Genomic DNA, 26,753 nt, shown 5'->3' on the forward strand with positions numbered 1-26,753 from the left:
CAGTTCCCCGCGCCCCCAAAAGGGGCGTTGTCGATCGCGTCCACGCGGTGGAGCCGCACGTCGGTGCAGTTCCGCGCCCCGAGCGCCGTTCTTGAGTGCGGGTCCGTCGTGGCTTGTCGCGCCGTTCCCCGCGCCCCCAAAAAAGGCGTTGCTCGCCCTGTCTAGGGCGTCGTTCTGCTCGCGCAGGCCTTCAGGTGGTCGTCGACCAGGCCGCATGCCTGCATCAGGGCGTAGGCCGTGGTGGGGCCCACGAAGCGGAGGCCCTGCTTTTTGAGGGACTTGGAGAGGGCGGTGGACTCCGGGGTGACCGCGGGGACGTCGGCGAGGGTGCTGGGGGCCGGGCGGGCGGTGGGGTCCGGGGCGTGGGACCAGATCAGGGTGTCCAGGTCGCCCGGGGCCCAGTCCGCGAGGACCTTGGCGTTGGCCATGGTCGCGTCGATCTTGGCGCGGTTGCGGATGATGCCGGCGTCGGCCAGGAGGCGTTCGCGGTCGGCGTCGGTGAAGGCGGCGACCTCGGCGATCCGGAAGCCGGCGAACGCGGCACGGAAGCCGGGGCGGCGGCGCAGGATCGTGATCCAGGACAGTCCGGACTGGAAGGCCTCCAGGCTGAGGCGTTCGAACAGGGCGTCGTCGCCGTGGACGGGGCGGCCCCACTCCTCGTCGTGGTAGGTGACGTAGTCCTCGGTGGACAGGGCCCAGGGGCAGCGCAGGGCGCCGTCCGGGCCCGGGATGGCCGTGCCGTCGCTCACCGCTGGTCCTCCTCCGGGCCCGGCTTGTCCATCCGCACCGGGCCGGCCGCGCGGGCGCCGGCCAGGGCGGACTCCAGGTCGGCGATGCGGGCGTCGCGCTCGGCGAGTTCCGCGCCGAGGCGGTTCAGGGCGTCGTCCACGTCGGACATCCGGTAGCCGCGGGCGGCCAGCGGGAAGCGCAGCGCGTCCACGTCGGCGCGCCCCACCGGACGGCCGGACGGCAACGGGTCCCGCAGGCGCTCGGGCGGCGCCTCGGGCAGGGGTCCGCCGCCCTCGCCGCCGCCGACCACGGCGAGGGTGACCGCCGCGACCACGATGGCGAGCGCGAGAACCAGGAACAAGAACATAACCATCGCTGACGTCCCCAGGATCGGCGCCGAATGTGTCAGGGTCCGATCGTGCCATGCGACGCTGACGGTTAGGGTCACAGACGGCCGAAGACCAGTGCGAACGAGGAGAGGTCACAGGGGATGCTCAGGCTGGGCAGGCGGGAGTTCGACCCGCGCGAGCCGGTGATCATGGCGATCGTGAACCGGACCCCGGACTCCTTCTACGACCGGGGGGCCACCTTCCGGGACGAGCCCGCCCTCGCACGCGTGGAGCAGGCCGTGGCCGACGGGGCCGCGATCATCGACATCGGCGGCGTCAAGGCGGGCCCCGGCGAGGAGGTCTCCGCCGAGGAGGAGGCGCGGCGCACGGTCGGCTTCGTCGCGGAGGTGCGCAGGCGCTTCCCGGACGTGGTGATCAGCGTGGACACCTGGCGGCACGAGGTAGGCGAGGCCGTGTGCGAGGCGGGCGCCGACCTGCTGAACGACGCCTGGGGCGGGGTCGACCCGGGGCTCGCGGAGGTCGCCGCCCGGTACGGGGTGGGCCTGGTGTGCACCCACGCGGGCGGCGCGCGGCCGCGGACCCGTCCGCACCGGGTGACGTACGACGACGTCATGGCGGACATCCTGCGGGTGACGGTGGGCCTGGCCGAACGGGCGGTGGCCCTCGGGGTGCCGCGCGAGTCGGTGCTGATCGACCCCGGGCACGACTTCGGCAAGAACACCCGGCACAGCCTGGAGGCCACCCGGCGGCTGCCGGAGATGGTGGGGACCGGGTGGCCCGTGCTGGTGTCGCTGTCGAACAAGGACTTCGTCGGCGAGTCCCTGGACCGCCCGGTCAAGGAGCGGGTGCTGGGCACCCTCGCGACGACCGCGGTGTCCGCGTGGCTGGGCGCGCAGGTGTACCGGGTGCACGAGGTGGCGGAGACCCGTCAGGTGCTGGACATGGTCGCGGCCATCGCGGGCCACCGGCAGCCGGCGGTGGCCCGCAGAGGCCTGGCCTGAGGGTCGTCAGGCAGGGGGCAGCCGGTCCCGTCCGGCTTCCTTGGACACCAGGGCGACCGCCTCGTCCACGTCGTCCGTGACGTGGAACAGCAGCAGGTCCTTCTCGGCGGCCTTGCCCCCGGCGATCACCGTGTCGCGCAGCCAGTCGACCAGGCCGCCCCAGTACGCGCTGCCGAACAGCACGATCGGGAAGCGGGTGACCTTCTGGGTCTGGACGAGGGTGAGGGCCTCGAAGAGTTCGTCGAGGGTGCCGAGGCCGCCGGGCAGGACCACGAAGCCCTGGGCGTACTTCACGAACATCATCTTGCGGACGAAGAAGTACCGGAAGTTCAGGCCGATGTCGACGTAGGGGTTCAGCCCCTGTTCGAAGGGCAGTTCGATGCCCAGGCCGACGGAGATGCCGTCGGCCTCGCAGGCCCCCTTGTTCGCGGCCTCCATCGCGCCCGGGCCGCCGCCGGTGATGACGGCCCAGCCGGCCTCGACCAGACCGCGGCCGAGACGGACCCCGGCCTCGTACTCCGGGGAGTCCGGGCGGGTGCGGGCGGAGCCGAACACGCTGATCGCGGCAGGGAGTTCGGCGAGTGTGCCGAAGCCCTCGATGAACTCCGACTGGATGCGCAGGACCCGCCAGGGGTCGGTGTGCACCCAGTCCGAGGGGCCGCCCGCGTCCAGCAGCCGCTGGTCGGTGGTGCTGGCCGTGACCTGACCGCGCCGCCGGAGGACCGGACCCAGACGCTGTTCCTCCGGCGGCTGCTTCTTCCCCTCGGGGTTTCCGGTAGCCATGTGCGCTCCCTCCGCTCGGTCTTTCCACCTCAGCGTAGATCTACGCGGGTTACGCGCGGGGGACGTCCGCGTGTCTGCCGTGGAGCCGGAGTCCTCGGCGGCCGGGCCGGGGGCGTCCCGGAGGCCCTCCGGCCACGGGGACGCGGTCAGGAGGTGAGCCAGTTCCGCAGGCGTTCCTCGCCCGCGAGGATCTTCGCCGTCTCGACGCGTTCGTCGCGCTTGTGGGCCAGGTGGGGGTTGCCGGGGCCGTAGTTCACGGCCGGGACGCCGAGGGCGCTGAAGCGGGACACGTCCGTCCAGCCGTACTTGGGCTGCGGGGTGCCGCCGACGGCCTTGATGAACTCGACGGCGGCCGGGTGGGACAGGCCGGGCAGGGCGGCGCCGCTGTGGTCGTCGACGACGAACTCCTCGACACCGCAGTCCGCGAAGACCTCCCGCACGTGCGCGACGGCCTCCTCGGGGGTGCGGTCGGGCGCGTAGCGGAAGTTCACGGCGACCACGCACTCGTCGGGGATGACGTTCCCCGCCACCCCGCCCTCGACGCGCACGGCGTTCAGTCCCTCGCGGTACTCCAGCCCGTCGATGACCGGGTGGCGCGGCTCGTACGCGGCGAGGCGGGCCAGGATCGGGGCGGCGGCGTGGATGGCGTTGGAGCCCATCCAGCTGCGCGCGGAGTGGGCCCGCTCGCCCTTGGTCCGCAGCAGCACCCGCAGGGTGCCCTGGCAGCCGCCCTCGACCTCGCCGTCGGACGGCTCCAGCAGCACCGCGAAGTCGCCGGCCAGCCAGTCGGGGTGCGCTTCGGCGACGTGCTTGAGGCCGTTGAGGTCGGCGGCGACCTCCTCGTTGTCGTAGAAGACGAAGGTCAGGTCGCGGTTGGGGGCCGGGACGGTGGCCGCGATACGCAGCTGGACGGCCACGCCCGCCTTCATGTCGCAGGTGCCGCAGCCCCACAGCACGCCGTCCTCGTCCAGGCGCGAGGGGACGTTGTCCGCGATGGGCACCGTGTCGATGTGCCCGGCCAGGATCACACGCTCGGCGCGGCCGAGGTTCGTGCGGGCGACGACGTTGTTGCCGTGGCGGTCGACGGTGAGGTGCGGCAGGGCGCGCAGGGCGGTCTCGACGGCGTCCGCGAGGGGCTTCTCGGTGCCGCTCTCGGAGGGGAGGTCCACGAGCTGCGCGGTCAGCAGGGCGGCGTCCAGCGTGAGGTCAAGCGGGGTATCGGCCATGGCCTCGACCCTAACGCTCCCCGGCCGCGGCACGCCGGGGCCGAACCTCTGTCCGACCGGCACGCCGCGGTTCGAACGGGCTCCGCTACCTTGGACGGCGTGTCCGAGCGGTTCCCCACCACTTCCGGGCGTCGCGGCCGTTCCGGCGCGGCGCTGCTCGTGCTGCTCGCGCTCGCGGGCTACCTCGTCGTGCAGTACGTCAGCGGCGGGGCCGGTACGCCGGACTGCCGGGTCGTCTCGGCCCGCGGGGACGGCACGCGTTACGAGTTCACGCCGGAGCAGGCGGTGAACGCGGCGACGATCACGGCCGTGGGCGTGAACCGCGGGCTGCCGGAGCGGGCGGTGACGATCGCGCTGGCCACCGCCCTCCAGGAGTCGGCGCTGCGCAACATCCGGCACGGCGACCGCGACTCGCTGGGCCTGTTCCAGCAGCGGCCCTCGCAGGGCTGGGGCACTCCGCGGCAGATCATGGACCCGGCGTACGCGGCGGGCGAGTTCTACGAGCACCTGGTGAAGGTGCCCGGTTACGAGGGGCTGGCGCTGACCGACGCCGCCCAGCGGGTGCAGCGCAGCGGCTATCCGCTGGCGTACGCCAAGCACGAGCCGGACGCCACGCTGCTGGCGGCGGCGCTGACCGGGCGGGCGGCGGCCACGCTGACCTGTGACGGCCGTGCGGGCGACGCTGACGGCACGGGCCCGGACGCGGTGCGTTCGGCGCTGGTGCGGGACTTCGGGCGCGACGCGATGGCCGCGGCGGGCGCGGAGGTGGGCGCGCACGGCGCGTCGGGCGCCGCCGGAGCGGCCAGGACCGGCGGGCGGACCGTGTCCGTGCCGGTCGGGGGCCGCGAGCACGGCTGGCAGATCGCGCACTGGGCGGTGGCCAACGCCTCGGCCCTGCGCATCGAACGGGTGTCGTACGGCGGCCGGGAGTGGACGGCGGGCACGACCGGCAGCGAGTGGCGTCCGGCCGCGGCCGCCTCGGACGCCGTACGGATCGTCACCGTGCACTAGTGCGACCGCTCACCCGCAGGGGTCGTACGGCACTCCGGGCGCCGCGATGTGCGCAGGTTTTCGCGACGTCACTCTCGTGAACGCGGAAACCTTGGGAAACAAGGGCTGTAAGGATTCCGCAAACCTCCGACACGGAGCCCCTTTGCCCGTTTTTATCCACAACAGATAATGCGACGCATTACCAACTCTTTGCGTTATCTCTCCGCAACCTCGGCGGACTTCGAGCGGTAGTCACGGTGTCCGGGCCCCGTCGACAGCCTGGCGCGGCCGGACACGTCCTCCGTTCTCTCCCCTCGAAGGAGCATCATGACCCTCCCCCTCTCCCGCCGGATCGCCCGTGCCGCGCTGCTCGTCGCCGCGGGGGCGGCTGCCGGGGTCGGTGCGGCCGGCTCCGCGAGCGCGGCCCCCGAACTGCCCCAGACCCCGAACCTGACCGGCCTCGCCACCCCGGACGCGGCGAACCTCGGCACCACCGCCGACGGCGCGGCGCGCGGCGTCACCGGCCTCGCGGGCACGGCGGGCGGCCAGGCGGTCGAGAAGTCCGTCCCGGGCGTGGGCAAGACCGGCGGCAAGGCCGCGAAGAAGGCCACGCCCGCCGTGCAGAAGACCGCCGGGCAGGCGGCCGGTGTCGGCGGGGACCTCGTCGGCGACGCGGCCGGCGGCGCCACCGGGGGCGGCCTGCCCACCGGCTCCCTCACCCCGGGCGGCGGCCTGCCCACCGGCTCCCTGCCGCTGGGCTGAGCCCGGAGCAGGGACGGCCGCGGGGCCCGGGGAACGACTCCCAGGGCCCCGCGGCCGTGTGTGCCGGACCGGTCAGGCGGTGAGCCGCTTCACGGCCGCCGCCACCCGCTCGTCCGTCGCCGTCATCGCCACGCGGACGAACCGCCCGCCCGCGGTGCCGTAGAAGTCGCCGGGAGCGACCAGGATCCCGCGCTCGGCGAGGTGGGCGACGGTGTCCCAGCAGGACTCGTCGCGGGTCGCCCACAGATAGAGGCTGGCCTCGCTGTGCTCGATCCGGAAGCCGTGCGCGAGCAGGGCCTCGCGCAGGGCCGCGCGGCGGGCGGCGTAGCGCTCGCGCTGCTCCGCCACATGCGCGTCGTCGCCGAGCGCGGCCACCACGGCCGCCTGGGTCGGCGCGGACGTCATCATGCCGCCGTGCTTGCGGATCTCCAGCAGCGGGCCGAGCACGGCGGGGTCACCGGCCAGGAACGCGGCCCGGTAGCCCGCCAGGTTGGAGCGCTTGGACAGCGAGTGCACCGACACCAGGCCGTCGTACGAGCCGCCGTTGACGTCCGGGTGCAGCACCGAGACCGGGTCGGCCTCCCAGCCCAGCTCCAGATAGCACTCGTCGGAGAAGACCAGCACGCCGTGCTCGCGGGCCCAGGCGACGATCCGAGTCAGCTCCTCCTTGGAGAGGACCCTGCCGGTCGGGTTGGACGGCGAGTTGAGCCAGAGCAGCTTCAGCCCGGCCGGGTCCAGCTCGGTCGGGTCGTCGTAGACCTCGTACTCCGCGCGCGCCAGCCGGGCGCCGACCTCGTACGTCGGGTAGGCGAGGCGGGGATACGCGACCCTGTCGCCGGGGCCGAGGCCGAGCTGGGTGGGCAGCCAGGCCACCAGTTCCTTGGAGCCGACGATCGGCAGCACATGGCGGTGCGTGACGTCACGGGCGCCCAGCCGGCGCGTCACCCAGCCGGTGAGCGCATCCCGCAGTTCGGGCGTGCCCCAGACCGTCGGATAGCCCGGGGAGTCGGCCGCGCCGATCAGCGCCTTCTGGATCAGCTCGGGGACCGGGTCGACCGGGGTGCCGACCGACAGGTCGACGATGCCGTCCGGGTGCGCGGCGGCCGTCTTCTTGTACGGCTCCAGCTTGTCCCAGGGGAAGGCGGGAAGGCGGTCGGAGAGAGCGGACACGGGTGCTTGGCTCACTTTCTAGCTACGCCGGGGACGCCTGCCGCGGCCGGGTCGCCCGGTCGGCAAACGCCTAGGTCCCGTACGGCGATCAGGACGCTGATCAGGCCGTACGGGACCGAGGCCAGGCCGGTGGGACGGGCCGTCGTCAGCCGTTCTGCGGCGGGAGCGCGGCGATGAAGGGGTGGTCGCGCTCGATCAGACCCAGCTTGCTGGCGCCGCCCGGGGAGCCCAGCTCGTCGAAGAACTCGACGTTCGCCTTGTAGTAGTCCTTCCACTCCTCCGGAGTGTCGTCCTCGTAGAAGATCGCCTCGACCGGGCAGACCGGCTCACAGGCACCACAGTCGACGCATTCGTCCGGGTGGATGTACAAGGACCGCTGGCCCTCGTAGATGCAGTCGACCGGGCACTCCTCGATGCACGCCTTGTCCTTCACGTCGACACAAGGCTGCGCGATGACGTAGGTCACGCTGTCGTTCCTCCTCGATAGGGCGCTGGCGGGCCTCTTCAGGCTCCGCCGCCTGGCGCGCGGGAGCGCGGCGTCGTCGATGCCCGCCCCTAGTATCTCCGTTCTTGGGCATGATCCGAACAGGAGGGGTGAACCGACCTGTGGAAATCTCCGCGACAGGCCGCCTTGAGGTCCGTGTCACCGCTGCTGACGTGGGCAAACGCGTCTCTGTACGGCGGTTGAGGGACGCTGGCGACTCGGCAGAGAAATTCACCGACACGGTGGGTGTTCTCACATCATGGGACGACGGTGTGCTCGTGATCACAAAGCGGGACGGCGAGCGTGTCCGGATCGAGGCGTCCTCGCTGGTCGCGGGCAAGGTCGTGCCCGCCGCCCCGGCCCGCCGGCGCGGCCCCGCCGCCTCCTACGAGGAACTCGCCCGGGTCTCCTCGCGGGCGTGGCGGCCGGTGGAGAGCGAGCGGCTCGGCGCGTGGGAGCTGCGCGCCGCCGCCGGATTCACCCGCCGCGCCAACTCGGTGCTGCCGCTCGGTGATCCGGGCCTGCCGCTGGACGACGCCCTCGCTGCCGTACGGCGCTGGTACGGCGACCGCGGCCTGCCCGCCTATGTGCAGACCGCCACCGGCGCCGAGGGCACCCAGGAGCTGCTGAGCGCGGAGCTGGCGGAGCGGGGCTGGGTGCGCGAGGTCAGCGCCGAGCTGTGGATCGGGTCCCTGGCACCCCTGGCGGACGTGGGCGAGCCCGGCGGTGTGTCGCTGGCGCGGACCGCCGACGAGACCTGGCTCGCGCGCTACCGGCGCAGGGGGCTGAGCGAGGTGGCCCTGCGGGTGCTGGGCGGCGGGCCCTCCGTGTGGTTCGCGTCCGTGCCGGGCGAGGGCGGCGTACCCGCCGCGATCGGGCGGCTGGTGGTGGACGGGCGCTGGGCCGGGTTCGCGGCGGTCGAGGTCGACCCCGCGCGGCGGCGCGAGGGGCTGGGCCGGGCCGTGATGGCCGCGCTGGCCCTGCGGGCGCTCGACGAGGGCGCCTCCGCCGCGTGGCTCCAAGTCGAGACCGACAACGTCCCGGCCCGGGCCCTGTACGCCGGTATGGGCTTCGCCTCGCACCACGCCTACCACCACTACCGCGCGCCCGGGGCGGCCGGAGCGGGCCGGTAGGTCTCCCCGGCCTTCCGGCCCGGTTCTCGTGGTTCGCCCGTGGGCCGGCCGTGCGCGTCGCGCGGCGGCGGCAATGTGCCGTACCGGCCCTAACGATCACCCTGAGAGGGCACCAGCCAGATATGCGTCCCCCCATACCGCCTACCCCCGAGCGTTCCGCCGAGCTGCGCGACCGGTTCACCGAGGAGGCCCGTTCCGAGCGGCCGGATCTGGCGCTGCTGTGCCTGCTGGTCGCCGCGCAGGCCGACCGGACGCTGGACGAGACGGGCATGGACGCGGTGCAGGTCGAACTGGACGAGCTCGCGGGACGGCTGCCGTACCGGCCGGGGTCGCCGCACGCCTGGGCGGTGGCCCTGCGGGAGCTGCTCGGCGAGCGGCTCGGGTTCCACGGGACGCCCTCGGACTACCAGCGGCTGGAGTCGTCCCTGCTGCACGACGTCCTGCGGCGGCGCCGGGGGCTGCCGATCCTGCTGTCCGTGGTGTGGATCGAGGTGGCGCGGCGGGCCGGGGCGCCGGTGTACGGGGTGGCGCTGCCGGGGCACTTCGTGGTCGGCCTCGGCCCGACGGGGGCGCAGGTGCTCGTGGATCCGTTCGACGGGGGACGGGTGCTCACGGGGCCGGACGCGGAGCTGCTGGTCGTGGGGGCGACGGGGGCTCCGCTGGAGCCGTCCATGCTGGTGCCCAGCACGCCCCTGGAGGTCGTCTCCCGCATCCTCAACAACATCCGGGTCTGGGCCGCGGCGCGGCCGGAGCGGTCCGACGTGGCGCTGTGGGCGGTGGAGTTGGCGCTGCTGCTGCCCTCGCATCCGGCGCGGCTGCGGTACGAGCGGGGACAGGTGCTGGTGAAGCGGGGGGAGTTCGTGGCGGGGGCGGAGGAGATGGAGACGTATGCCGAGCTGGTGTCCGTCGTGGACGACGTGCTGGCGGAGCGGGTGCGGGGGGAGGCGTTGTCGGCGAGGGCGTTGCTGAACTGAGGGGTGCCGTGCGGCGGCGGGGTGGGTTGTGCGGGGTGGTGGTGGGGTTTTGCGCAGTTCCCCGCGCCCCCCAGGGGTGGGGGCGGTGCGTTGATCCGTGCCGGCCGGGGGTGGGTTTTGCGCAGTTCCCCGCGCCCCTGAGGGGGTTCGGGGTCTGGCCCTGAGACGTTGCCGGGCGTGGGGTTTTGCGTAGTTCCCCGCGCCCCAGGGGGGTTCGGGCCATGGCGCCCTTGAACCTGCTGGGCGTGGGTGGGGTTGCGCCGTTCCCCGCGCCCCTGAGGGGGATCGGGGTCTGGCCTCCAAGAACGTGCGGGGCGCCCGTGGGGTGGGCGCCCCTTTTTCCTGCTCTTAGGTGGGGTTCGTTTCGATGATTCCTGTGCGTTCGGCCTCGGTCTTGCCTCGTAGGGCCGTGCGGAGGGCGTTGACGACGTCCTGGGGGAGGAGGTCGCGCTTGCCGGTGGCCGTTTCGATCTGGACGCCGTCGAAGGTGCTGCCGTAGGCGTCCTTCAGGGCGTCGAGGTCGTAGGTGTCGACGAGCTTGCCGTCGACGGCCTTCACGCCGAGGATCTTCGGCAGCGAGACGGGGCCGAAGTCGATCTTGCGCGCGTCGTCGACCTTGATGGTGACGAGGTCGGAGAGAGCGGGCTCCGCGAACTCCTTCATCATGCGGTCGACCTCGGCGTCGCTGACGGTCGGCTGCCGTGTGGTCGTCGGGACCTTCACGGGCGTGGCCGCCCCGGTCTCCACCTGGGCGCGGAAGGCGTCCTCGACGGCCTGGCCGGCCTGGTCGACGGCGATGCCCTGGCCGGGCTTGCCGTAGACGGCGACGGCCTTGCCGGACGCGAAGCTGATCGTGCCCTCGGTGACCGAGCCGGAGCCGCCGGCGGCCGCCTCCAGGGCGGACTGGAGCTTCTCCTCGTCGACCGGCATGACCGGCTCGACCGAACGCTCGTTGCCGAACAGCGAGCCGATCACCGAGATCGGGTTGTAGTCGCTGGTCGCGGCCTCGCGGACGGTGGCCTGGGTGTCGAACTGAAGGCCCGCCTGGTCCGGCCGCAGCGCGACCGTGCCGTCGCCGACCGAGAGCTTGAGAGGGTTGACGATCCGCTCGCCGAAGGCCTCGTCGAGCTTCTGGACGGCGTCGTCGCGGGTGCCGCCGCCGATGTCCACGCCGAGCACGGTGGTGCCCTTGGGGACGTCGGAGTGGTTCATCAGCAGCCCGGCTCCGTAGGCGACGCCGGTGAGGGCGATCACGCCGCCGCCGAGCAGGACCAGCTTGTTGCGGCCCTTCTTCTTCGGGCGGGCGGGCGCCGCGGCGGGCGCGCTGCGCACCGGCTCGGGCAGCTTCGGCGGGGTGTGACCCAGGGGGGCGTCGGTGGCCGGGCCGGCGAAGTTCTGCGCGGCCGGGGGTACGACGGGGATGCCGCTGGTGACGGTGTGGCCGGAGACGTTGTCGGCAGGGCCGGGGAAGCCGCCGGGCGGCTCGGGGGCCGGCTTCTGCGGGGTGAGGATCGCGGTGTCGTCGCTGAGGCCGCCGCCGGGGCCGGGGTAGGCCGCGCCGGGGGTGCCGTGCGGGGCCGTGTGGCCCGGCCGCGGGGCGCCCGGGGCGCCGTGGACCGGCGGGACGACCGGGCCGTCGCCGGTCACCGGGCCGCCGGTGGGATCCGCGGGGCCCTGGGGGCCGCCCGGTCCGCCGGGACCGCCCGGGCCGCCGTTGAAGCCGCTCGCGCCGCCGGGGCCCTGCGGGCCGCCGGGTGCGTCGGGGCCGCCGTGGCCGGGGCGGGCGCCCTGGGGCCCACGCGGGGCGTTCCCCTGCTCGGGGGCGCGGCCGTTCTGCGCGTTCTCCGCGAAGTACGGCAGGTCGTCGCGGCGCGGCTCCTCGGCGCCGGGGCGGGCGGCGCCGGCCGCCAGGGCCTCGGTGACGTCGAAGGAGCCCGTGCCGCCGCCGTGCCCGGGGGCCACCGGGCCGCCGGTCGCGCCGGGCAGGCCGGCGCCGTTGGTGGCGCCGGGGCGGGCGCCGGTCGGCATGCTCACCGAGCCGACCACACCGCCGGGGCGGCCCGCGGCGGGACGCGCGGGGGCGGCCGGGGCCGCGGGAGGCGTGGGCGAAGGGGCGGCGGGCGTGGGGGTGCCGTTGGCGGGGGTGCCGCCCTGGCCCGGCTTGCCGCCGCCGGACTTGCGCGGCGCGAACCAGTCGCTCGTCTTCTCCTCCGCGCCCGGCGCGGGCTCGGAGGGAGCCTCGGCGGCCGGGGCGGGAGCGGGACGGGCGGCCGGCTTCGCGGGAGCCTCGGGCTCCTTCGCGGCGGCGGCGCCACCGGTCTCTCCGACGGGCTTGCGCACCACGACCGGCGGGATGGGCCGGGATCCGGGGATGTTGATCCGGATACGGGTGGTCAGCGTGGTCTCGGTCTTGCGTTCCTCCGGCGCGGGCGAACGGCCCGCGTCCGCGCCTGCGTCGGCGACCACGGGGGTGCCGTACGGCGGCGTGCCCGAGGGGTACGCGGCTCCGCCGCGCCCGCTGGACCCAGAGGACGGACTGTCAGTTTCACGGCTCAAGGCAGGTTCTCCCGGTTGGCTCCGCCGCCCGTTGCGACCTCACTCTGCTTGGGGGCTTCCCCCCGCCCGAGCCAAGTCGAGCGCTGGGGGACGATCGGCGGCGCGCACCACCATACTGGCCGCCTGTGACGCGTATCCCGCGACCGCAGGGGAAACCCACACGGGACCGACACGCGCGCACGACGGCGAAGCGGTACGTCACTTCCCAAGTCGGGCGGCGGGGCCGCCCGGTTGCCGCCCCTGGACAAGGGTGGCGCAGATCACAGCCACGGCCATGCCGCCGAGCAGGAAGAGGTAGGAGCCGCCGCCCGCGGCGAACATGAAGTCCCCTTCCGGGCGGCTGGCGGTGAGCAGCACGACGGCGATCATCCACCCGGCGCCGCTCGCCACGGCGGCGCCGCGGCTCCCGGTGGCCCGGGACGCGCCGAGGAACAGCCCGGCCGCGCCCGCGAGCGCGAGGAGCAGCCCGCCGGGGAACCAGCCGGCCTGCACCAGCGACCCGGCCACGCCGACCACCGCGCCGAGCGCGAAGAGCAGCACATGGAGGGCGATCCGCGCGGCGGAGGGCATGCGCAGCGGCTGCGCGAGCGTGGAGTGGCGGTCGTTCACGGCGTCTCCCCGATCCCGGCGAACAGGTCCTGGTCGTCGCCCTCGGCCCGCCCGCCGCGCACCAACTCGTAGTACTCGTCGGCGAACAGCGGCTGGGCGAGCTCGTTGGAGAGCGCGAAGTAGGGCTCGGCGACCTCGATCTGGGTCGCGTGCGCGCGCATGGCGGCGGCCTTGGCGGCGACGTGGCCGGAGCCGTCGACCCGCGCGGTCACCCGCTCCGCGCCGACCACGCCCGGTACGTCGGTGACGGCGGCGCTCTTCTCCCAGGGCAGTCCGGGCAGATCGCCCTGGAGCCGGGCGAACGCCGCGTCGGCGACATCGCGGGGCACTCGGTTCCAGTAGACGCGCTCGACGGACAGGCCTTCGGCCGCGGCCAGTTCGACCGCCCGCATGGCGACGCGGTGGGCCTGGATGTGGTCGGGGTGGCCGTAGCCGCCGTCGGGGTCGTAGGTGACGAGGACCTGCGGGCGCACCTCGCGGAGGACGTCCAGCAGCCGCCCGGCGGCCTCGTCCACGTCGGCGCGCCAGAAGGCGGCCGGGTGGTCGTTGTCGGGCAGCCCCATCATCCCGGAGTCGCGGTACCGCCCGGCCCCGCCGAGCTGGCGGAAGTCGGTGACGCCGAGCGCCGCCATGGCGGCCCGGAGCTCCTGGAGCCGGTACTCCCCGAGGGCGTCTCCGCTCAAATGCCGCAGATCCGCCGGAATGACCTCGCCCAGCTCGCCCAGCGTGCAGGTCACCAGGGTCACCCGCACACCCCGGGCGGCGTACGCGGCCATGGTCGCGCCGTTGTTGATCGACTCGTCGTCCGGGTGCGCGTGCACCAGCAGCAGACGACGCTCGGGCAGTTCCGTCATGGGGCCACCCTACGAGGCGGGTGGCGGAGGCTCAGAACTTGATGCTCCCGATCATGCTGGCGACGTTGGTCGTCAGCTCGCTGATCGTGGGGGCGATCGTCGAGGAGGCCAGGTAGAAGCCCAGGAGCATGCAGAGGACTGCGTGCCCGGCCTTCAGTCCCGACTTCTTGATCAGGATGAAGACGATGATCGCCAGCAGCACCACCGCCGAAATCGAGAGTGCCACGGCGGTTCACCTCCAGTCAGAAGCAGTCGACAGAGCGGGCCAACGCGTAAACCCGTACAGGAGCCAGCAGGTTCATACCCACACAGCGTTAGTGATCATAGCTATGAGTGTGTGCGCATCGCTGGGCGCACAGGTGCGCAAGGGAGCGCATGGCCAATCATCGCCAATAGGGTCGGGGCATGACGACCGAGCCTGCTGACTCCTTCCCCCGACGGCACGCCCGCACCCAGCGGTTCACGCTCGGCGCGCCGCGTTCCTTCACCGTGGCGCCCGACGGTTCCCGGGTCGCGTTCCTGCGGTCGGCCTCCGGCACCGACCGGGCCAACTCCCTGTGGGTGCTGGACCTGGCGGACGGCCGGGAGCATCTCGCCGCCGACCCCCGTGCCCTGCTGGGCGGCGACGAGGAGCGGCTGTCGCCCGAGGAGCGGGCGCGGCGCGAGCGCAGCCGGGAGGGCGGGGCCGGGATCGTCGGCTACGCCACCGACAGGACGCTGGAGTTGGCCGCCTTCACGCTGTCGGGCCGGCTGTTCGCGGCCGAGCTGCGGGCCGGCACGACGCGTGAACTGCCCGCCGCCGGGCCGGTGATCGACCCCCGGCCCGCCCCCGACGGGCGTCTGGTCGCCTATGTCGCGGGCGGTGACCTGCGGGTCGTGGGCGCGGAGGGTGAGGACGACCGGGTGCTGGCGGCCGCCGAGGCGGACGGCGTGTCGTACGGGCTCGCCGAGTTCGTCGCGGCGGAGGAAATGGGGCGTTCGCGCGGTTTCTGGTGGTCCCCCGAGTCGGACCGGCTGCTGGTCGCCCGGGTGGACGACACGCCGGTGCGGCGCTGGTGGATCTCCGACCCGGCCCAGCCGGAACGTGACCCACAACACGTGCCGTACCCGGCGGCCGGGACAGCCAACGCGGAGGTCCGGCTGTTCGTGTTCGGCCTCGACGGGGCCCGCACGGAGGTCGCCTGGGACCGGGCCCGGTACCCCTATCTCGCGCATGTGCACTGGTCAGATGCCGGTGCGCCGTTGCTCCTGGTACAGGCCAGGGATCAGCGCAGCCAGCTGTATCTGGCCGTGGACCCGGACACCGGAGCGACCCGGATGGTGCACGCCGACGAGGACTCGATTTGGCTTGATCTTTTCGCCGGGGTGCCCGGCTGGTCGCCCTCCGGCCAGCTCGTGCGGATCGCCGACGAGGGCGGCGCGCGGGTGCTGGCGGTCGGCGAACGTCCGCTCACCGGGGCGCAGTTGCACGTCCGGGCGGTCCTCGACGTGGGGGCCGACGACGTGCTGGTCTCGGCCTCGGCCGGGGAGGGCGCGGTGAACCCGGAGATCGGCGAGGTCCATGTCTACCGGGTCAACGAGCTCGGCGTGGAGCGCGTCTCCGAGGAACCCGGCGTGCACTCGGCCGTGCGCTCCGGGGGCGTGACCGTGCTGGTGTCGGCGACGCCGGACCGGCCGGGCTCCCAGGTGCGGGTGCTGCGGGACGGGAAGCAGTGCGCGACCGTCACCTCGTACGCCGAAGACCCCGGTTTGTCCCCGCGCATGGCCCTCACCCAGGGGGGCGCACGGCGCATCCCGTGCGCCCTGCTCATGCCCACGGACCACGACGGGGTCACTCCCCTGCCGGTCCTCCTCGACCCCTACGGCGGTCCGCACGGATCCCGGGTGGTCGCCGCGCACAACGCGCATCTGACCTCGCAGTGGTTCGCCGACCAGGGCTTCGCGGTGCTCGTCGCCGACGGGCGGGGCACGCCCGGCCGTTCGCCCGCCTGGGAGAAGGGTGTCCACCACGCCTTCACGGCCTCCCTGGACGACCAGGTGGAGGCCCTGCACGCCCTGGCGGGCTCCCATCCGCTGGACCTGTCCCGGGTGGCGGTCCGTGGCTGGTCGTACGGCGGCTGGCTCGCGGCGCTGGCCGTGCTGCGCCGCCCCGACGTCTTCCACGCGGGCATCGCCGGGGCCCCGGTGACCGACTGGCGGCTCTACGACACCCACTACACCGAGCGCTACCTCGGCGACCCCGCCGCCGAACCGGCGGTCTACGCCGCCAACTCCCTCGTCACCGACGAGGGCCTGTCCGCCCCGGCCGAGCCGCACCGGCCGCTGATGATCGTGCACGGGCTCGCCGACGACAACGTGGTCGTCGCCCACGCCCTGCGGCTGTCCTCGGCCCTGCTCTCGGCCGGCCGGCCGCACGAGGTGCTGCCGCTGTCCGGGGTGACCCATATGACCCCGCAGGAACAGGTCGCCGAGAACCTGCTGCTCCTCCAGGTCGACTTCCTCAAGCGCTCCCTCGGCCTGGCCTGACACGCCGACGGGCCGGGGTGACATGGTGCACCCCGGCCCGCTTTACGGCACCCGCACGGCCGTACGCTGCTCAGCCTCGCGCGTCCGTATATCGGAACGGCTTCGTCGAAGTTGCCTGGCTGTTAACGAGTTTTGTGTGCAAATGCCTGGTCTTCACCAGGGAAGAGAGGCTCCGCGGTACGGTCCCGTCCGTATCACCTTCCGGGGTTCCTGGAAGCGGGGCCCTCGGCGCGCTGGTCGGGAAGCCGTTTCGCGCAGGGGCCCTGTCTCGTGTCCGGCAGCCGGTCGAGCTGCCGTGGAAAGGGTGCACATCGGGCGCTACGGATCATAACTGTCCGTGCCTGCGCATCCGTCGACATACACCAGCACGAGGGGCACACCGGACTTCAGGCGCCCGGCGGCCGGTTCAGCCCGCCGTCCGGCGGCGGCTGACCGTCCACGCCACTCCCTCGCCTCTCCGGCGGCCTCACCTGGTCCTTCTCCGGCCGCGCCGGCCCTCTTCCCGGCTCCTCCGGGGGTACCACCTGTTTCTCCTCCGCGAACAGGCAGGCCGAGTCGTGGGCGGCCGGGCCGCCGGGGGCGGTCAGGTGGGGCGGGACCGCCAGGAGGGGGACCTCCTCGGCGCAGCGGGGCCGGGCCTTGAAGCAGCGGGTGCGGAAGCGGCAGCCCGAGGGGATGTTCGTCGGGGACGGCACGTCTCCGGCGAGGATGATCCGCTCCCGGTGCTCGCGGGCCTCCGGGTTGGGCACCGGGACCGCGGAGAGCAGGGCCTGTGTGTAGGGGTGGGTGGGGTGGTCGTAGATCTCGGCGTCCCGGCCGATCTCGACGATGCGGCCCAGGTACATCACCCCGACCCGGTCGGAGATGTGCCGGACGATCGACAGGTCGTGCGCGATGAAGACGTAGCTGAGCTCGAACTCCGCCTGGAGCCGGTCCAGCAGGTTGATGACCTGGGCCTGGACGGAGACGTCCAGCGCGGAGACCGGCTCGTCGGCGACGATCACCTCGGGGCGCAGCGCGAGGCCGCGCGCGATGCCGATGCGCTGGCGCTGGCCGCCGGAGAACTGGTGCGGATAGCGGTTGATGTACTCGGGGTTCAGGCCGACCACGTCCAGCAGGTCCTGCACCCGCTTGCGCCGGTCGCCCTTCGGCGCCACCTCGGGGTGGATCTCGTACGGCTCCCCGATGATGTCGCCCACCGTCATACGGGGGTTGAGGGAGGTGTACGGGTCCTGGAAGACCATCTGGATGTTGCGCCGGACCGCCTTGAGGGCCTTGCCGGACAGTCTGGAGATGTCCTCGCCCTTGTAGCGGATCTCGCCCGCGGTCGGCTTCTCCAGGTGGACCAGCATCTTGGCGACGGTGGACTTGCCGCAGCCCGACTCCCCCACGATGCCCAGGGTCTCGCCCCTGTGCAGGGTGAAGTCCACCCCGTCTACGGCCTTGACCGCGCCGATCTGCTTCTTGAAGAGGATGCCCCGGGTGAGCGGGTAGTGCTTGACGAGCCCGCTCACCTCGATGATCGGCTCAGCCATCGATGCACTCCCTCCAGAAGTGGCACGCGCTCTCCCGTTCCTCGTTCACCTCGTACAGCGGGGGTACGTCGGTGCGGCACACGTCCTGGGCCATCGGGCAGCGCGGGTTGAAGGCGCAGCCGGGCGGGATGTTCAGCAGGTTGGGCGGCAGGCCCTTGATGGCGTACAGCTCCTGGCCCTTCTGGTCCAGGCGCGGGATGGAGTCGAGCAGGCCCCTGGTGTAGGGGTGGGCGGGGGCCTTGTAGATGTCGTGGACGGGCGCCTGTTCGACGATCCGGCCCGCGTACATCACCGCGATGCGGTCGGCCACGTCCGCGACGACCCCGAGGTCGTGGGTGATCAGGATGAGTCCCATGTTGAGCTCGCGCCGGAGCTCGGCGAGCAGGTCCATCACCTGGGCCTGCACGGTGACGTCGAGGGCGGTGGTCGGCTCGTCGGCGATGATCAGGGCGGGCTCCAGGGCCAGCGCCATGGCGATCATGATGCGCTGGCGCATACCGCCGGAGAACTGGTGGGGGTACTGGCGGACCCGCTCCTTGGCGGCCGGGATGCGCACCCGGTCCATCAGCTCCACGGCCTTGGCCCGCGCATCCTTGCGCGACATGCCCCGGTGCACCACGAACATCTCGCCGAGCTGGTCGCCCACGGAGAGCACGGGGTTCAGGGAGGACAGCGCGTCCTGGAAGATCATCGCCATCTCCGCGCCGCGGATCTTCCGCCGCTCCTCCTCCTTCAGCTTCAGCAGGTCCCTGCCCTGGAAGAGGATCTCGCCGCCGGCGATCCTGCCCGGCGGCACGTCGAGGATGCCCATGACGGCCTGGGCGGTGACGGACTTGCCGGAGCCGGACTCGCCGAGCACGGCGAGGGTCTCACCGGCGTCGACGGAGTAGGTGACGCCGTTGACGGCCTTGGCGATACCGTCCCGGGTCTTGAACTCCACGTGCAGGTCGCGCAGTTCCAGCAGCATGACGCCGTCACCTCAGCTTCGGGTCGAGGGCGTCGCGCACCGCGTCGCCGAGCATGATGAAGGCCAGGACGGTGACGGCCAGCGCGCCGGAGGGCCACAGCAGCGCGTGCGGGGCGTTGCGGACGTAGGGCGAGGCGGCGGAGATGTCGATGCCCCAGGACACGCTCGGCGGCTTCAGACCGACGCCGAGGTAGGACAGCGTCGCCTCCAGCGAGATGTAGGTGCCCAGCGCGATGGTCGCCACGACGATGACCGGCGCCACCGCGTTGGGTGTGATGTGCCGCAGCAGCATCCGGGAGCTGGAGGCGCCGAGGGCGCGGGCGGCCTGGACGTAGTCGTTCTGCTTGGCGGTGATCACCGAGCCGCGGGCGATACGGGAGATCTGCGGCCAGCCCAGCAGCACCATGAAGCCGATGACCGGCCAGATGGTGTTGCTGGTGACGACCGACAGCAGCACCAGACCGCCGAGGACGACCGGGATGGCGAAGAAGATGTCGGTGACACGGGACAGGACCGAGTCCCAGCCCCCGCCGAAGAAGCCCGCCAGGCCGCCGAGCACCGAGCCGAGGATCGCGACGCCGAGCGTGGCCAGGACGCCGACCGAGACGGACGTACGGGCGCCGTAGACGGTGCGGGTGTAGACGTCGCAGCCCTGGCCGTCGAAGCCGAAGGGGTGGCCGGGCTGGGAGCCCTGCTGCGCCTTGGCGAGGTCGCACTGGAGCGGGCTCATCCAGGTGATGGCGCCCGGCCACAGCGAGATGAAGACCAGGAAGAGGATGACCAGGCCGGCGATGATGAAGACCGGGTTGCGGCGCAGGTCGTGCCAGGCGTCGGACCACAGGCTGCGGGGCTTCCCGGCGGGGCCGGTGCCCAGGGGGCCGCCGGGGGTCCTCTCCAGGGTCTCGGCCTCTTGTGCGGCGAGGTCCATGCCACCTCCCGCCCCCGCGCCGGAGATGGCCCGGCCGCCGTCGTACTGCTCAGGCATAGCGGATCCTCGGGTCGAGTACGGCGTACAGGAGGTCGACCAGCAGATTGGCGATCAGGAAGACCAGGACGAGGATCGTCACGAAGCCGACGACGGTCTGGGTGTTCTGCCGGACGATGCCCTGGTAGAGCTGGTAGCCGACGCCGTGGATGTTGAAGATGCGCTCGGTGACGATCGCGCCGCCCATCAGGGCGCCGATGTCGGCGCCGATGAAGGTGATCACCGGGATCAGGGAGTTGCGCAGCAGGTGCCGGACCGTGACCCGGCGCCGGGGCAGGCCCTTGGCGACGGCGGTGCGGACGTAGTCGGAGCGCCGGTTCTCCGCGATCGAGGTGCGGGTGAGCCGGGTGACGTACGCCAGTGAGACGGACGCCAGGACGAGGCCGGGCACGATCAGCTCGTCGAAGGGGGCCTCGGAGGAGACGGACGGGCTGATCCAGCCCCACTCGACGCCGAGCAGCAGCTGGAGCAGCAGACCGGTGACGAAGGTGGGGACGGAGATGACGACGAGCGTGCCGACCAGGACCGCGGTGTCGACGGGCCGCCCCCGGCGCAGGCCGGTGATCACGCCGAGGGAGATGCCGATGACGATCTCGAAGAGGATCGCGACGACGGTGAGCCGGATGGTGACGGGGAACGCCGACGCCATCAGCTCGGTGACCTCCTGGCCGTTGAACGCGGTGCCGAAGTCGCCGGTGAAGATGTTGCCCATGTAGGTCAGGTATTGCTGCCACAGGGGCTTGTCGAGACCGAACTCCTTCTCCAGCTGTGCCGCGGTGGCGGGGTCGCACTGCCGCTCACCGCACAGGCCCGCGATGGGGTCGCCCATCACGTTCACCATCACGAAGATCAGCAGCGTGGCCCCGATGAACACCGGGATCATCTGGAGCAGCCGCCTCAGGACATAGCGCCCCATGACGGGTCAGCTCACCTTGATCTCGTCGTAGACCGGCACGGAGAACGGGTTGAGTTTGACGTTCGAGAGCCGCTCCGAGAAGCCGGCCGAGCCGTTCTGGTACCAGAGCGGGATGGCGGCCATGTTGTCGCGGACGACCGCCTCCGCCTGCTGGAAGGTCTGGACGGCCTTGCCCTGGTCGGTCTCGGCGTTGGCCTGGTCGACGAGGCTGTCGAACTCCTTGTTGCTCCACTTGCCGTCGTTGGACGAGGCGTTGGTGTAGTAGAGCGGCTGGAGGAAGTTCTGGATCAGCGGGTAGTCCATCTGCCAGCCGGCCCGGAACGGTCCGCTCATCTTCTGGTCGGTGATCTGGCTGCGGAAGTCGGCGAAGGTGCCGACCGGGTTGCCCACGCACGCCTTGGTGTTGCCGAGGGCGTTGTTGATGGAGTTGCAGACCGCGTCCACCCACTGCTTGTGGGAGCCGGTGTCGGCGTTGTAGGTGATCTTCACCTGGCCGCCGGGCAGTCCGCCGCCCTCCTGGATGAGCTTCTTCGCCTCCGTCGGGTTGTACTTGCAGGCGTCCCCGCACAGGCCGTCCTGGAAGCCGCCGTCCTTGCCGAGGACGGGGGAGGTCCAGTCGGTGGCGGGGGTGCGGGTGTTCTGGAAGATCGTCTTGGTGATCTGGTCCCGGTTGATCGCCATGGACAGTCCGGTACGGACCTTCTGCGAGCCCGAGGTGTTCCACTTCGGGTCGTAGAACGGGAAGGCGAGGGTCTGGATGATGCCGGCCGGGGTGTTGAGATAGCGGTCGCCCAGGTCGTTCTGGACGTTGGCGAGCTGGGCGGCCGGCACGTCGTCGACCAGGTCCAGGTTGCCCGCGAGCAGATCGGTGTAGGCGGTGTTGTTGTCCGTGTAGACCTTCAGGTCCACGCCGCCGTTCTGCGCCTTGTCGTCGCCCGGGTAGTCGTCCCACTTGCGAAGGGACATCTGCGAGCCCTTCTGGTACGAGTCGATCGCGTAGGGCCCGTTCCCTACGGGCTTGCTCAGCCAGGCGTCGTGGTCGTCGAAGAAGGACTGCGGCAGGGGGGCGAAGGCGGGGTAGCCGAGGGTGTCGGGGAAGGTGGAGAACTTCTGGGTCAGCTTGACCGTGAAGGTCTGCGGGTTGACCACCTTCAGGCCGGACAGGGTGTCGGCGCTCTGCGCGCTGCCGTCCTCGGGGTGGACCTTGTCGTAGCCCTCGATGTAGCCGAAGAAGTAGGCGTTCTTCTGGTTGTTCTTCAGGCTGGCGCCGTAGTTCCAGGCGTCGACGAAGGACTCGGCGGTGACCTTCTCACCGTTGGAGAAGGTCCAGCCGCTCTTGACGGTGATGGTGAAGGTCTGCGAGTCGGTGGTGTCGATCTTCTCGGCGAGCATGTCCTCGGCCGCGCCCGTCTCGGGGTTGTACCGCTTCAGGCTGCGGAAGATCATGTCGAGCACCTTGCCGCCCTGCACCTCGTTGGTGTTGGCCGGCTCCAGCGGGTTCTGCGGGTCGCCCCAGGACGCGCTGAGCACCGCGCCGGAGTCGGCGCTGCCACCGCCGTCCCCGTCTCCTCCGCAGGCCGTCGCCGCGAGGACTACCGCCGCGGCGCATGCTGTCCACTTGACGTGCGTGGCTCCGCGCATGGAGTGCCTCCTCGTGAATGCGCAGTTGTGCGCTGTGCCGCCAGCACCGAAGCACTGACCCGTCATCGGCCAATATCGGACGAAATTATACAAAGCGCACACGCAAGGGGCTCTTTGGGCGACGCGGCTCCCCCCGATGCCATACACGCGTCGTTCACCGGGCGATAACCCGGGATTTCTGTACTGACTGGCGGGACAGCAGGCAGACTGCCCGGATGGTTGATCGTTCCTTCGCCGATCTGGAGCTCGCACGGCTGTACGACGCCCTGAATCCGTGGGGGCCCTGCGACGACTTCTACCTGGACCTGGTGATGACCGCGCCGGCCGTGCTGGACGTCGGCTGCGGGACCGGGAGGCTGCTGCGCGGGGCCCGCGCGGCGGGGCACACGGGCCGGCTGACCGGGCTCGACCCGGCGGCGGCGATGCTGGTGCAGGCGCGTGGCGCCGCGCCGGACGTGGAGTGGGTGCTGGGCGACTTCGAGTCGAGCCGGTGGCGTGCGGAGTTCGAACTGGCCGTGATGACCGGGCACGCCTTTCAGGAACTGCTCGGGGACGAGGACGTGCGGCGGGTGCTCGCGGGGGTGCGGCAGGCTCTGGCGCCTCGGGGACGGTTCGTCTTCGAGACGCGTAATCCGGCGGCGCGGGCGTGGGAGGAGTGGACGCCGGAGCGGGTGCACGGGGTCGCCGGGGCGGACGGGTCGGCGGTCGAGGTGCGGCACGAGGTCGTGGGGCCGGTGCGCGGGGACCGGGTGACGTTCACGGAGACGTTCGTGGGGGCGCGGTGGGAGCGGGCCCGTGTCAGCCGGAGTACGTTGCGGTTCCTTGCCGTGGAGGGGGTGGACGCGTTGTTGGGGGCGGCGGGGTTTCGGGTTGTGGCGCGGTACGGGGACTGGGGGCGGGGGGTGTTCGTGCCTGGGTCCAGCCGGGAGATCGTGACGGTGGCGGAGGTGCTGTGAGGGCAGCTCTTGCCGAGGGCCGGTGGCTCTGAGTGCCTGAGTGTCTCGCTGCGGCGCCGTGGTGCGTTTTTGCGCAGTTCCCCGCGCCCCTCGGACGTGCGGCGCCGTCGTGGCTTGTCGCGCAGTTCCCCGCGCCCCTAGAAGCAGGGCGGTCCCCGCGTGCCCCTGACATGCACGGCGGCGTCGTGGCTGGGTGCGCAGTTCCCCGCGCCCCTGACAGACAGGGCGGCGTTCCCCGTGCCCCTTGGACGTGCGGCGCCGTCGTGGCTTGTCGCGCAGTTCCCCGCGGCCCTGACAGGCAGGGCGGTGTTCCCCGCGGCCTGGAAGCAGGGCGGTGGAAAGCGCGGCGCCGCGCCACCGAGGGGATGGTGGCGCGGCGGCGGGGGTGTTACTTGGAGTCGGTGTCGGAGTCCGACTCGAGGGCCTTGAGGGCCGGGTCGAGGACGATGTCCTCGCCCTGGGAGGCCGTGGTCGGGTCCTCCGGGAAGTGGCAGGCCGTGAGGTGGCCGGCGCGGTTGCCGGAGAGCTGGACCAGCGGGGGCTCCTCAGTGGCGCACTTGTCCTGCGCCTTCCAGCAGCGGGTGCGGAAGCGGCAGCCGGACGGCGGGTGGATCGGCGAGGGCACGTCACCGGAGAGACGGATGCGCTCGCGCTGCTCCGCGTCGTCCGACACGTCCACCTCGGGCACCGCGGAGAGCAGCGCGTGGGTGTACGGGTGACGCGGCTGGTTGTAGATCGAGTCCCGGTCGCCGACCTCGACCACCTTGCCGAGGTACATCACCGCGACGCGGTGCGAGAAGTGCCGCACGATCGCCAGGTCGTGGGCGATGAAGACGAACGCGATGCCGAGCTCGTCCTGCACCTTCTTCAGCAGGTTGACGACCTGCGCCTGGATCGACACGTCGAGCGCGGAGACCGGCTCGTCGGCGACGATCAGCTTCGGGTTCAGGGCGAGCGCGCGGGCGACGCCGATGCGCTGGCGCTGACCGCCGGAGAACTCGTGCGGGAAGCGGTTGTAGTGCTCGGGGTTGAGACCGACCAGCTCCAGCAGCTCACGGACCTTGTTCTCACGGCCGCCCGCGGGGTTGATCCCGTTGACCTCCATCGGCGACTTGATGATCGTGCCGACGGTTTGCCGCGGGTTCAGCGAGGAGTACGGGTCCTGGAAGATCATCTGGATCTCGGACCGCACCGGCGCGATCTGCCGGCGCGAGGCGTGGGTGATGTCCCGCCCGGCGTAGGTGATCTGGCCGGCCGTCGGCTCCAGCAGACGGGTGATCAGCCGGCCCGTGGTCGACTTGCCGCAGCCGGACTCGCCGACCAGGCCGAGGCTCTCGCCGACGCCGACGCTGAGGTCGACACCGTCGACGGCCTGGACCGCGCCGACCCTGCGCTTGATCGGGAAGCCACCGTAGATCGGGAAGTGCTTCGTGAGGCCCTTGACCTCGAGAAGCGTCTCCGGGACGGTGGCGTCCTTGGGGCCCTGCTGTGCGGGGAGGGTGAGGTTCTCGCTCATGATTCGTCTCTCCCTAGCGCAGCCGGGGCTGGATCTCGTCGATGAAGATGGCCTGCTTCTGCTCGGCCGTCAGGTGACACGCGGCGGCACGGCCGTCGGCCAGCGCAGGCCGGGTCGTGGTGCACAGACCGCCCGCGACCTTGTCCGTGAAGCCGCAGCGGGGGTTGAAGCGGCAGCCGGACGGCGGGTTGAGCAGGGACGGCGGGGTGCCCGGGATCGGCGTCAGCTCGGTGTTGATGTCGCCGTCGAGACGCGGCATCGAGCTGAGCAGGCCCCAGGTGTAGGGGTGCTTCGGCGTGCCGAGCACCTCCTTGACGCTGCCGCGCTCCACCGCGCGGCCGGCGTACATCACGAGCAGGTCGTCGGCCATGTTGGCGATGACGCCCAGGTCGTGGGTGATGAAGATGATCGCGGAGCCGAACTCCTGCTGGAGGTCCTTGAGCAGGTCCAGGATCTGGGCCTGCACGGTCACGTCGAGCGCGGTGGTCGGCTCGTCGGCGATCAGCAGCTCGGGGTCGCACATCAGGGCCATGGCGATCATGGCGCGCTGGCGCATACCGCCGGAGAACTGGTGCGGGTAGTCGTCGAAGCGCACCTTGGGCTGCGGGATGCCGACCTTCTCCAGCATCTGGATGGCGCGGTCCTTGGCCTCCTTCTTGGAGGCGCCCATGTGCTTCATGTACGGCTCGGACAGCTGCCGGCCCACCGTGTAGTACGGGGACATCGCGGTCAGCGGGTCCTGGAAGATCATCGCCATCTTGTTGCCGCGGAGCTTCTCCAGCTCGCGGTCGGTGGCGGTGACGAGCTCCTTGCCGTCGAGGACGATCTCGCCGTCGACGGTGGTGGTGCGGGGGTTATGCAGGCCGAGGATCGTCAGGTTGGTGACGGACTTGCCGGAGCCGGACTCGCCGACGATACCCAGGGTCTTGCCGCGCGCGATGTCGAAGGACAGGCCGTCGACCGCCTTGACGATGCCGTCCTCGGTGGAGAACTGCACCCGCAGGTCACGGACCGAGAGGAAGCTCTCGGGCCCGGTCGGGGCCGGGGCGTCCTCGGTCTTGGTCAGTGTGGTCACGGTGGTTGGTTCTTCCTAGGAGAGCCGGACGCGCGGGTCGATCCAGGCGTACGCGATGTCGGTGAGGATGTTCAGGAGCAGGATGAAGAAGGCTCCGACGAGCATCACGCCCATGGTGAGCGGGAGGTCCTTGGTGACGGCACCCTGTACGGCGAGCTGGCCGATTCCCTGGAGCGAGAAGGTCAGCTCGGTGACCACGCCACCGCCGAGCAGGGCGCTGATGTCGATGCCGAGCACGGTGACGATCGGGATGAGCGAGCCGCGCCAGGCGTAACGGAAGAATACGTACTTGCTCGACATGCCCTTCGCGCGGGCGGTGCGCACGTGCTCCTCGGCGAGCTGCTCGATGAGCGAGGCGCGCGCCATACGCGTGTACTGCGCGGTGAAGATGGTCGCCATCACGAGCATGGGGATCCACAGGCCGGCCAGCCAGCCGAACGGGTCCTCCGTGAAGGGGACGTACTTGGGGAACTCCGCCCAGCCGGTGCTGTACACGAAGATCAGCATCACGATCGGGCCGAGGAAGTAGATCTGGAACGAGCTGAGCACCATGGAGGTGCCGGTGGCGATCTTGTCGAGCGCCGATCCGCGCTTGTACGCGGAGATCATGCCCGCGCCGATACCGATGGTCAGGAAGACCAGGATCGCGCCGACGGTCAGCGACAGGGTCAGCGGGAAGCGGTCCTTGATGGTGTCCCAGACCATGTCGCCGGAGTAGAACGACTGGCCGAGGCAGGGCGCCTCACAGTGGCCGGTGGGGAAGTCGCGGCCCGTCACGATGCCGGACATGAAGTCCCAGAACTGCTGCGCGATCGGCAGATTGAGGCCGAGGGCCTCGCGGATGTCCTCGAGTCTTGCCGGGGAGCAGTCCTTGCCACAGGCCAGGGAGGCGTAGTCGGATGGCGCGGCGACGAAGAGGAAGAAGGTGGCGGCACCGATGAGGAACAAGGTGACGACGGCACCGACGAAGCGCCGGATGATGAACTGAAGCATGGCGGGGTGGCTGCTCTCTGCG

General features: G+C 71.8%; 25 protein-coding genes. 7 read left to right on the plus strand and 18 right to left on the minus strand.

The features are described 5' to 3' along the window. Positions 1–161 precede the first annotated feature (161 nt). Together ACFYR0_RS34510 and ACFYR0_RS34515 are read right to left on the minus strand one after the other, a co-directional pair. A complete protein-coding gene (locus ACFYR0_RS34510) occupies positions 162–749 on the minus strand; it encodes a DNA-3-methyladenine glycosylase I (RefSeq protein WP_389337187.1) in 588 nt (195 codons plus the stop codon). Then, a complete protein-coding gene (locus ACFYR0_RS34515) occupies positions 746–1,102 on the minus strand; it encodes a DivIVA domain-containing protein (protein WP_389337190.1) in 357 nt (118 codons plus the stop codon). The genes ACFYR0_RS34510 and ACFYR0_RS34515 overlap by 4 nt, the downstream gene beginning before the upstream one ends. Positions 1,103–1,219: 117 nt before the next feature. Here ACFYR0_RS34515 and folP point away from each other — a divergent pair, with 117 nt between their 5' ends. Further along, on the plus strand, positions 1,220–2,080 hold the full coding sequence (gene folP, locus ACFYR0_RS34520; RefSeq protein ID WP_389337192.1) for a dihydropteroate synthase: 861 nt from the start codon (positions 1,220–1,222) through the stop codon (positions 2,078–2,080). Between the two features lie 6 nt (positions 2,081–2,086). On the opposite strand, the gene ACFYR0_RS34525 is transcribed toward folP, so the two are convergent. Together ACFYR0_RS34525 and dapE are read right to left on the minus strand one after the other, a co-directional pair. Further along, a complete protein-coding gene (locus ACFYR0_RS34525; protein ID WP_389337195.1) occupies positions 2,087–2,863 on the minus strand; it encodes a TIGR00730 family Rossman fold protein in 777 nt (258 codons plus the stop codon). A 146-nt stretch (positions 2,864–3,009) separates the two neighbouring features. Further along, positions 3,010–4,089: a succinyl-diaminopimelate desuccinylase gene (gene dapE / locus ACFYR0_RS34530; protein WP_389337198.1), complete on the minus strand. Its 1,080-nt coding sequence runs from the start codon at positions 4,087–4,089 to the stop codon at positions 3,010–3,012. Between the two features lie 99 nt (positions 4,090–4,188). Between dapE and ACFYR0_RS34535 the strand changes: the two genes are divergently transcribed. Then, the gene (locus tag ACFYR0_RS34535; RefSeq protein ID WP_389337201.1) at positions 4,189–5,100 is read left to right on the plus strand and encodes a heavy metal transporter; all 912 of its coding nucleotides are present in this window, start codon (positions 4,189–4,191) and stop codon (positions 5,098–5,100) included. Positions 5,101–5,406: 306 nt separating this feature from the next. Next, entirely contained in the window at positions 5,407–5,841 is a 435-nt protein-coding gene (locus ACFYR0_RS34540; protein ID WP_389337204.1) for an ATP-binding protein, read from the plus strand. A gap of 72 nt (positions 5,842–5,913) precedes the next feature. On the opposite strand, the gene ACFYR0_RS34545 is transcribed toward ACFYR0_RS34540, so the two are convergent. Both ACFYR0_RS34545 and fdxA read right to left on the minus strand, forming a co-directional pair. Further along, positions 5,914–7,011: a bifunctional succinyldiaminopimelate transaminase/glutamate-prephenate aminotransferase gene (locus ACFYR0_RS34545; protein WP_389337207.1), complete on the minus strand. Its 1,098-nt coding sequence runs from the start codon at positions 7,009–7,011 to the stop codon at positions 5,914–5,916. A gap of 145 nt (positions 7,012–7,156) precedes the next feature. After that, entirely contained in the window at positions 7,157–7,477 is a 321-nt protein-coding gene (gene fdxA, locus ACFYR0_RS34550) for a ferredoxin (protein WP_010474859.1), read from the minus strand. Positions 7,478–7,587: 110 nt separating this feature from the next. On the opposite strand from fdxA, the gene ACFYR0_RS34555 reads away from it, so the two are divergent. Beyond that, entirely contained in the window at positions 7,588–8,628 is a 1,041-nt protein-coding gene (locus ACFYR0_RS34555; protein WP_389337210.1) for a GNAT family N-acetyltransferase, read from the plus strand. 122 nt (positions 8,629–8,750) lie between these two features. Next, positions 8,751–9,602 carry a tetratricopeptide repeat protein gene (locus ACFYR0_RS34560; RefSeq protein ID WP_389337213.1) on the plus strand — a complete coding sequence of 284 codons (852 nt, stop codon included), beginning with the start codon at positions 8,751–8,753 and terminating at the stop codon, positions 9,600–9,602. A 348-nt stretch (positions 9,603–9,950) separates the two neighbouring features. Here ACFYR0_RS34560 and ACFYR0_RS34565 read toward each other — a convergent pair whose 3' ends face one another. From ACFYR0_RS34565 to ACFYR0_RS34580, 4 genes are all read right to left on the minus strand, one after another. Continuing rightward, positions 9,951–12,158, minus strand: a complete 2,208-nt coding sequence (locus ACFYR0_RS34565) for a hypothetical protein (RefSeq protein WP_389337216.1) — start codon at positions 12,156–12,158, stop codon at positions 9,951–9,953. Between the two features lie 198 nt (positions 12,159–12,356). Next, complete coding sequence (locus tag ACFYR0_RS34570) at positions 12,357–12,767, minus strand: DUF6113 family protein (protein ID WP_389337219.1); 411 nt, start codon at positions 12,765–12,767, stop codon at positions 12,357–12,359. Beyond that, positions 12,764–13,621 carry an N-acetyl-1-D-myo-inositol-2-amino-2-deoxy-alpha-D-glucopyranoside deacetylase gene (gene mshB / locus ACFYR0_RS34575; RefSeq protein WP_389337222.1) on the minus strand — a complete coding sequence of 286 codons (858 nt, stop codon included), beginning with the start codon at positions 13,619–13,621 and terminating at the stop codon, positions 12,764–12,766. Before mshB ends, ACFYR0_RS34570 begins: the two co-directional genes overlap by 4 nt. 31 nt (positions 13,622–13,652) lie before the next feature. Continuing rightward, positions 13,653–13,847 carry a hypothetical protein gene (locus ACFYR0_RS34580; RefSeq protein ID WP_389337225.1) on the minus strand — a complete coding sequence of 65 codons (195 nt, stop codon included), beginning with the start codon at positions 13,845–13,847 and terminating at the stop codon, positions 13,653–13,655. 179 nt (positions 13,848–14,026) lie between these two features. Between ACFYR0_RS34580 and ACFYR0_RS34585 the strand changes: the two genes are divergently transcribed. Further along, entirely contained in the window at positions 14,027–16,147 is a 2,121-nt protein-coding gene (locus ACFYR0_RS34585) for a prolyl oligopeptidase family serine peptidase (protein WP_389337228.1), read from the plus strand. Between the two features lie 386 nt (positions 16,148–16,533). On the opposite strand, the gene ACFYR0_RS34590 is transcribed toward ACFYR0_RS34585, so the two are convergent. Genes ACFYR0_RS34590 through ACFYR0_RS34610 form a run of 5 tightly spaced genes read right to left on the minus strand, consistent with a single transcriptional unit; the run spans position 16,534 to position 22,191 of the window. Beyond that, a complete protein-coding gene (locus ACFYR0_RS34590) occupies positions 16,534–17,682 on the minus strand; it encodes an ABC transporter ATP-binding protein (protein ID WP_389337232.1) in 1,149 nt (382 codons plus the stop codon). Beyond that, on the minus strand, positions 17,675–18,649 hold the full coding sequence (locus tag ACFYR0_RS34595) for an ABC transporter ATP-binding protein (protein ID WP_389337235.1): 975 nt from the start codon (positions 18,647–18,649) through the stop codon (positions 17,675–17,677). Before ACFYR0_RS34595 ends, ACFYR0_RS34590 begins: the two co-directional genes overlap by 8 nt. Positions 18,650–18,656: 7 nt before the next feature. Then, complete coding sequence (locus tag ACFYR0_RS34600) at positions 18,657–19,634, minus strand: ABC transporter permease (protein WP_389337239.1); 978 nt, start codon at positions 19,632–19,634, stop codon at positions 18,657–18,659. Then, positions 19,627–20,550 (minus strand): ABC transporter permease, encoded by a 924-nt coding sequence (locus ACFYR0_RS34605; protein ID WP_389337242.1) that lies wholly within the window; start codon positions 20,548–20,550, stop codon positions 19,627–19,629. The genes ACFYR0_RS34600 and ACFYR0_RS34605 overlap by 8 nt, the downstream gene beginning before the upstream one ends. 6 nt (positions 20,551–20,556) lie before the next feature. Beyond that, entirely contained in the window at positions 20,557–22,191 is a 1,635-nt protein-coding gene (locus ACFYR0_RS34610; protein ID WP_389337245.1) for an ABC transporter substrate-binding protein, read from the minus strand. Between the two features lie 215 nt (positions 22,192–22,406). On the opposite strand from ACFYR0_RS34610, the gene ACFYR0_RS34615 reads away from it, so the two are divergent. After that, positions 22,407–23,147, plus strand: coding sequence for a class I SAM-dependent methyltransferase (locus tag ACFYR0_RS34615; protein WP_389337248.1), 741 nt, complete (start codon positions 22,407–22,409; stop codon positions 23,145–23,147). Between the two features lie 388 nt (positions 23,148–23,535). Here ACFYR0_RS34615 and ACFYR0_RS34620 read toward each other — a convergent pair whose 3' ends face one another. The 3 genes from ACFYR0_RS34620 to ACFYR0_RS34630 are packed head-to-tail and all read right to left on the minus strand — an operon-like array spanning position 23,536 to position 26,731. Further along, entirely contained in the window at positions 23,536–24,663 is a 1,128-nt protein-coding gene (locus ACFYR0_RS34620; protein ID WP_389337251.1) for an ABC transporter ATP-binding protein, read from the minus strand. Between the two features lie 13 nt (positions 24,664–24,676). Further along, complete coding sequence (locus ACFYR0_RS34625) at positions 24,677–25,738, minus strand: ABC transporter ATP-binding protein (RefSeq protein ID WP_389337254.1); 1,062 nt, start codon at positions 25,736–25,738, stop codon at positions 24,677–24,679. Positions 25,739–25,753: 15 nt separating this feature from the next. After that, a complete protein-coding gene (locus tag ACFYR0_RS34630; protein ID WP_389337257.1) occupies positions 25,754–26,731 on the minus strand; it encodes an ABC transporter permease in 978 nt (325 codons plus the stop codon). Positions 26,732–26,753 lie beyond the last annotated feature (22 nt).

The sequence above is a fragment of the Streptomyces sp. NPDC005017 genome, assembly GCF_042873115.1.
Classification (GTDB): Bacteria; Actinomycetota; Actinomycetes; order Streptomycetales; family Streptomycetaceae; genus Streptomyces.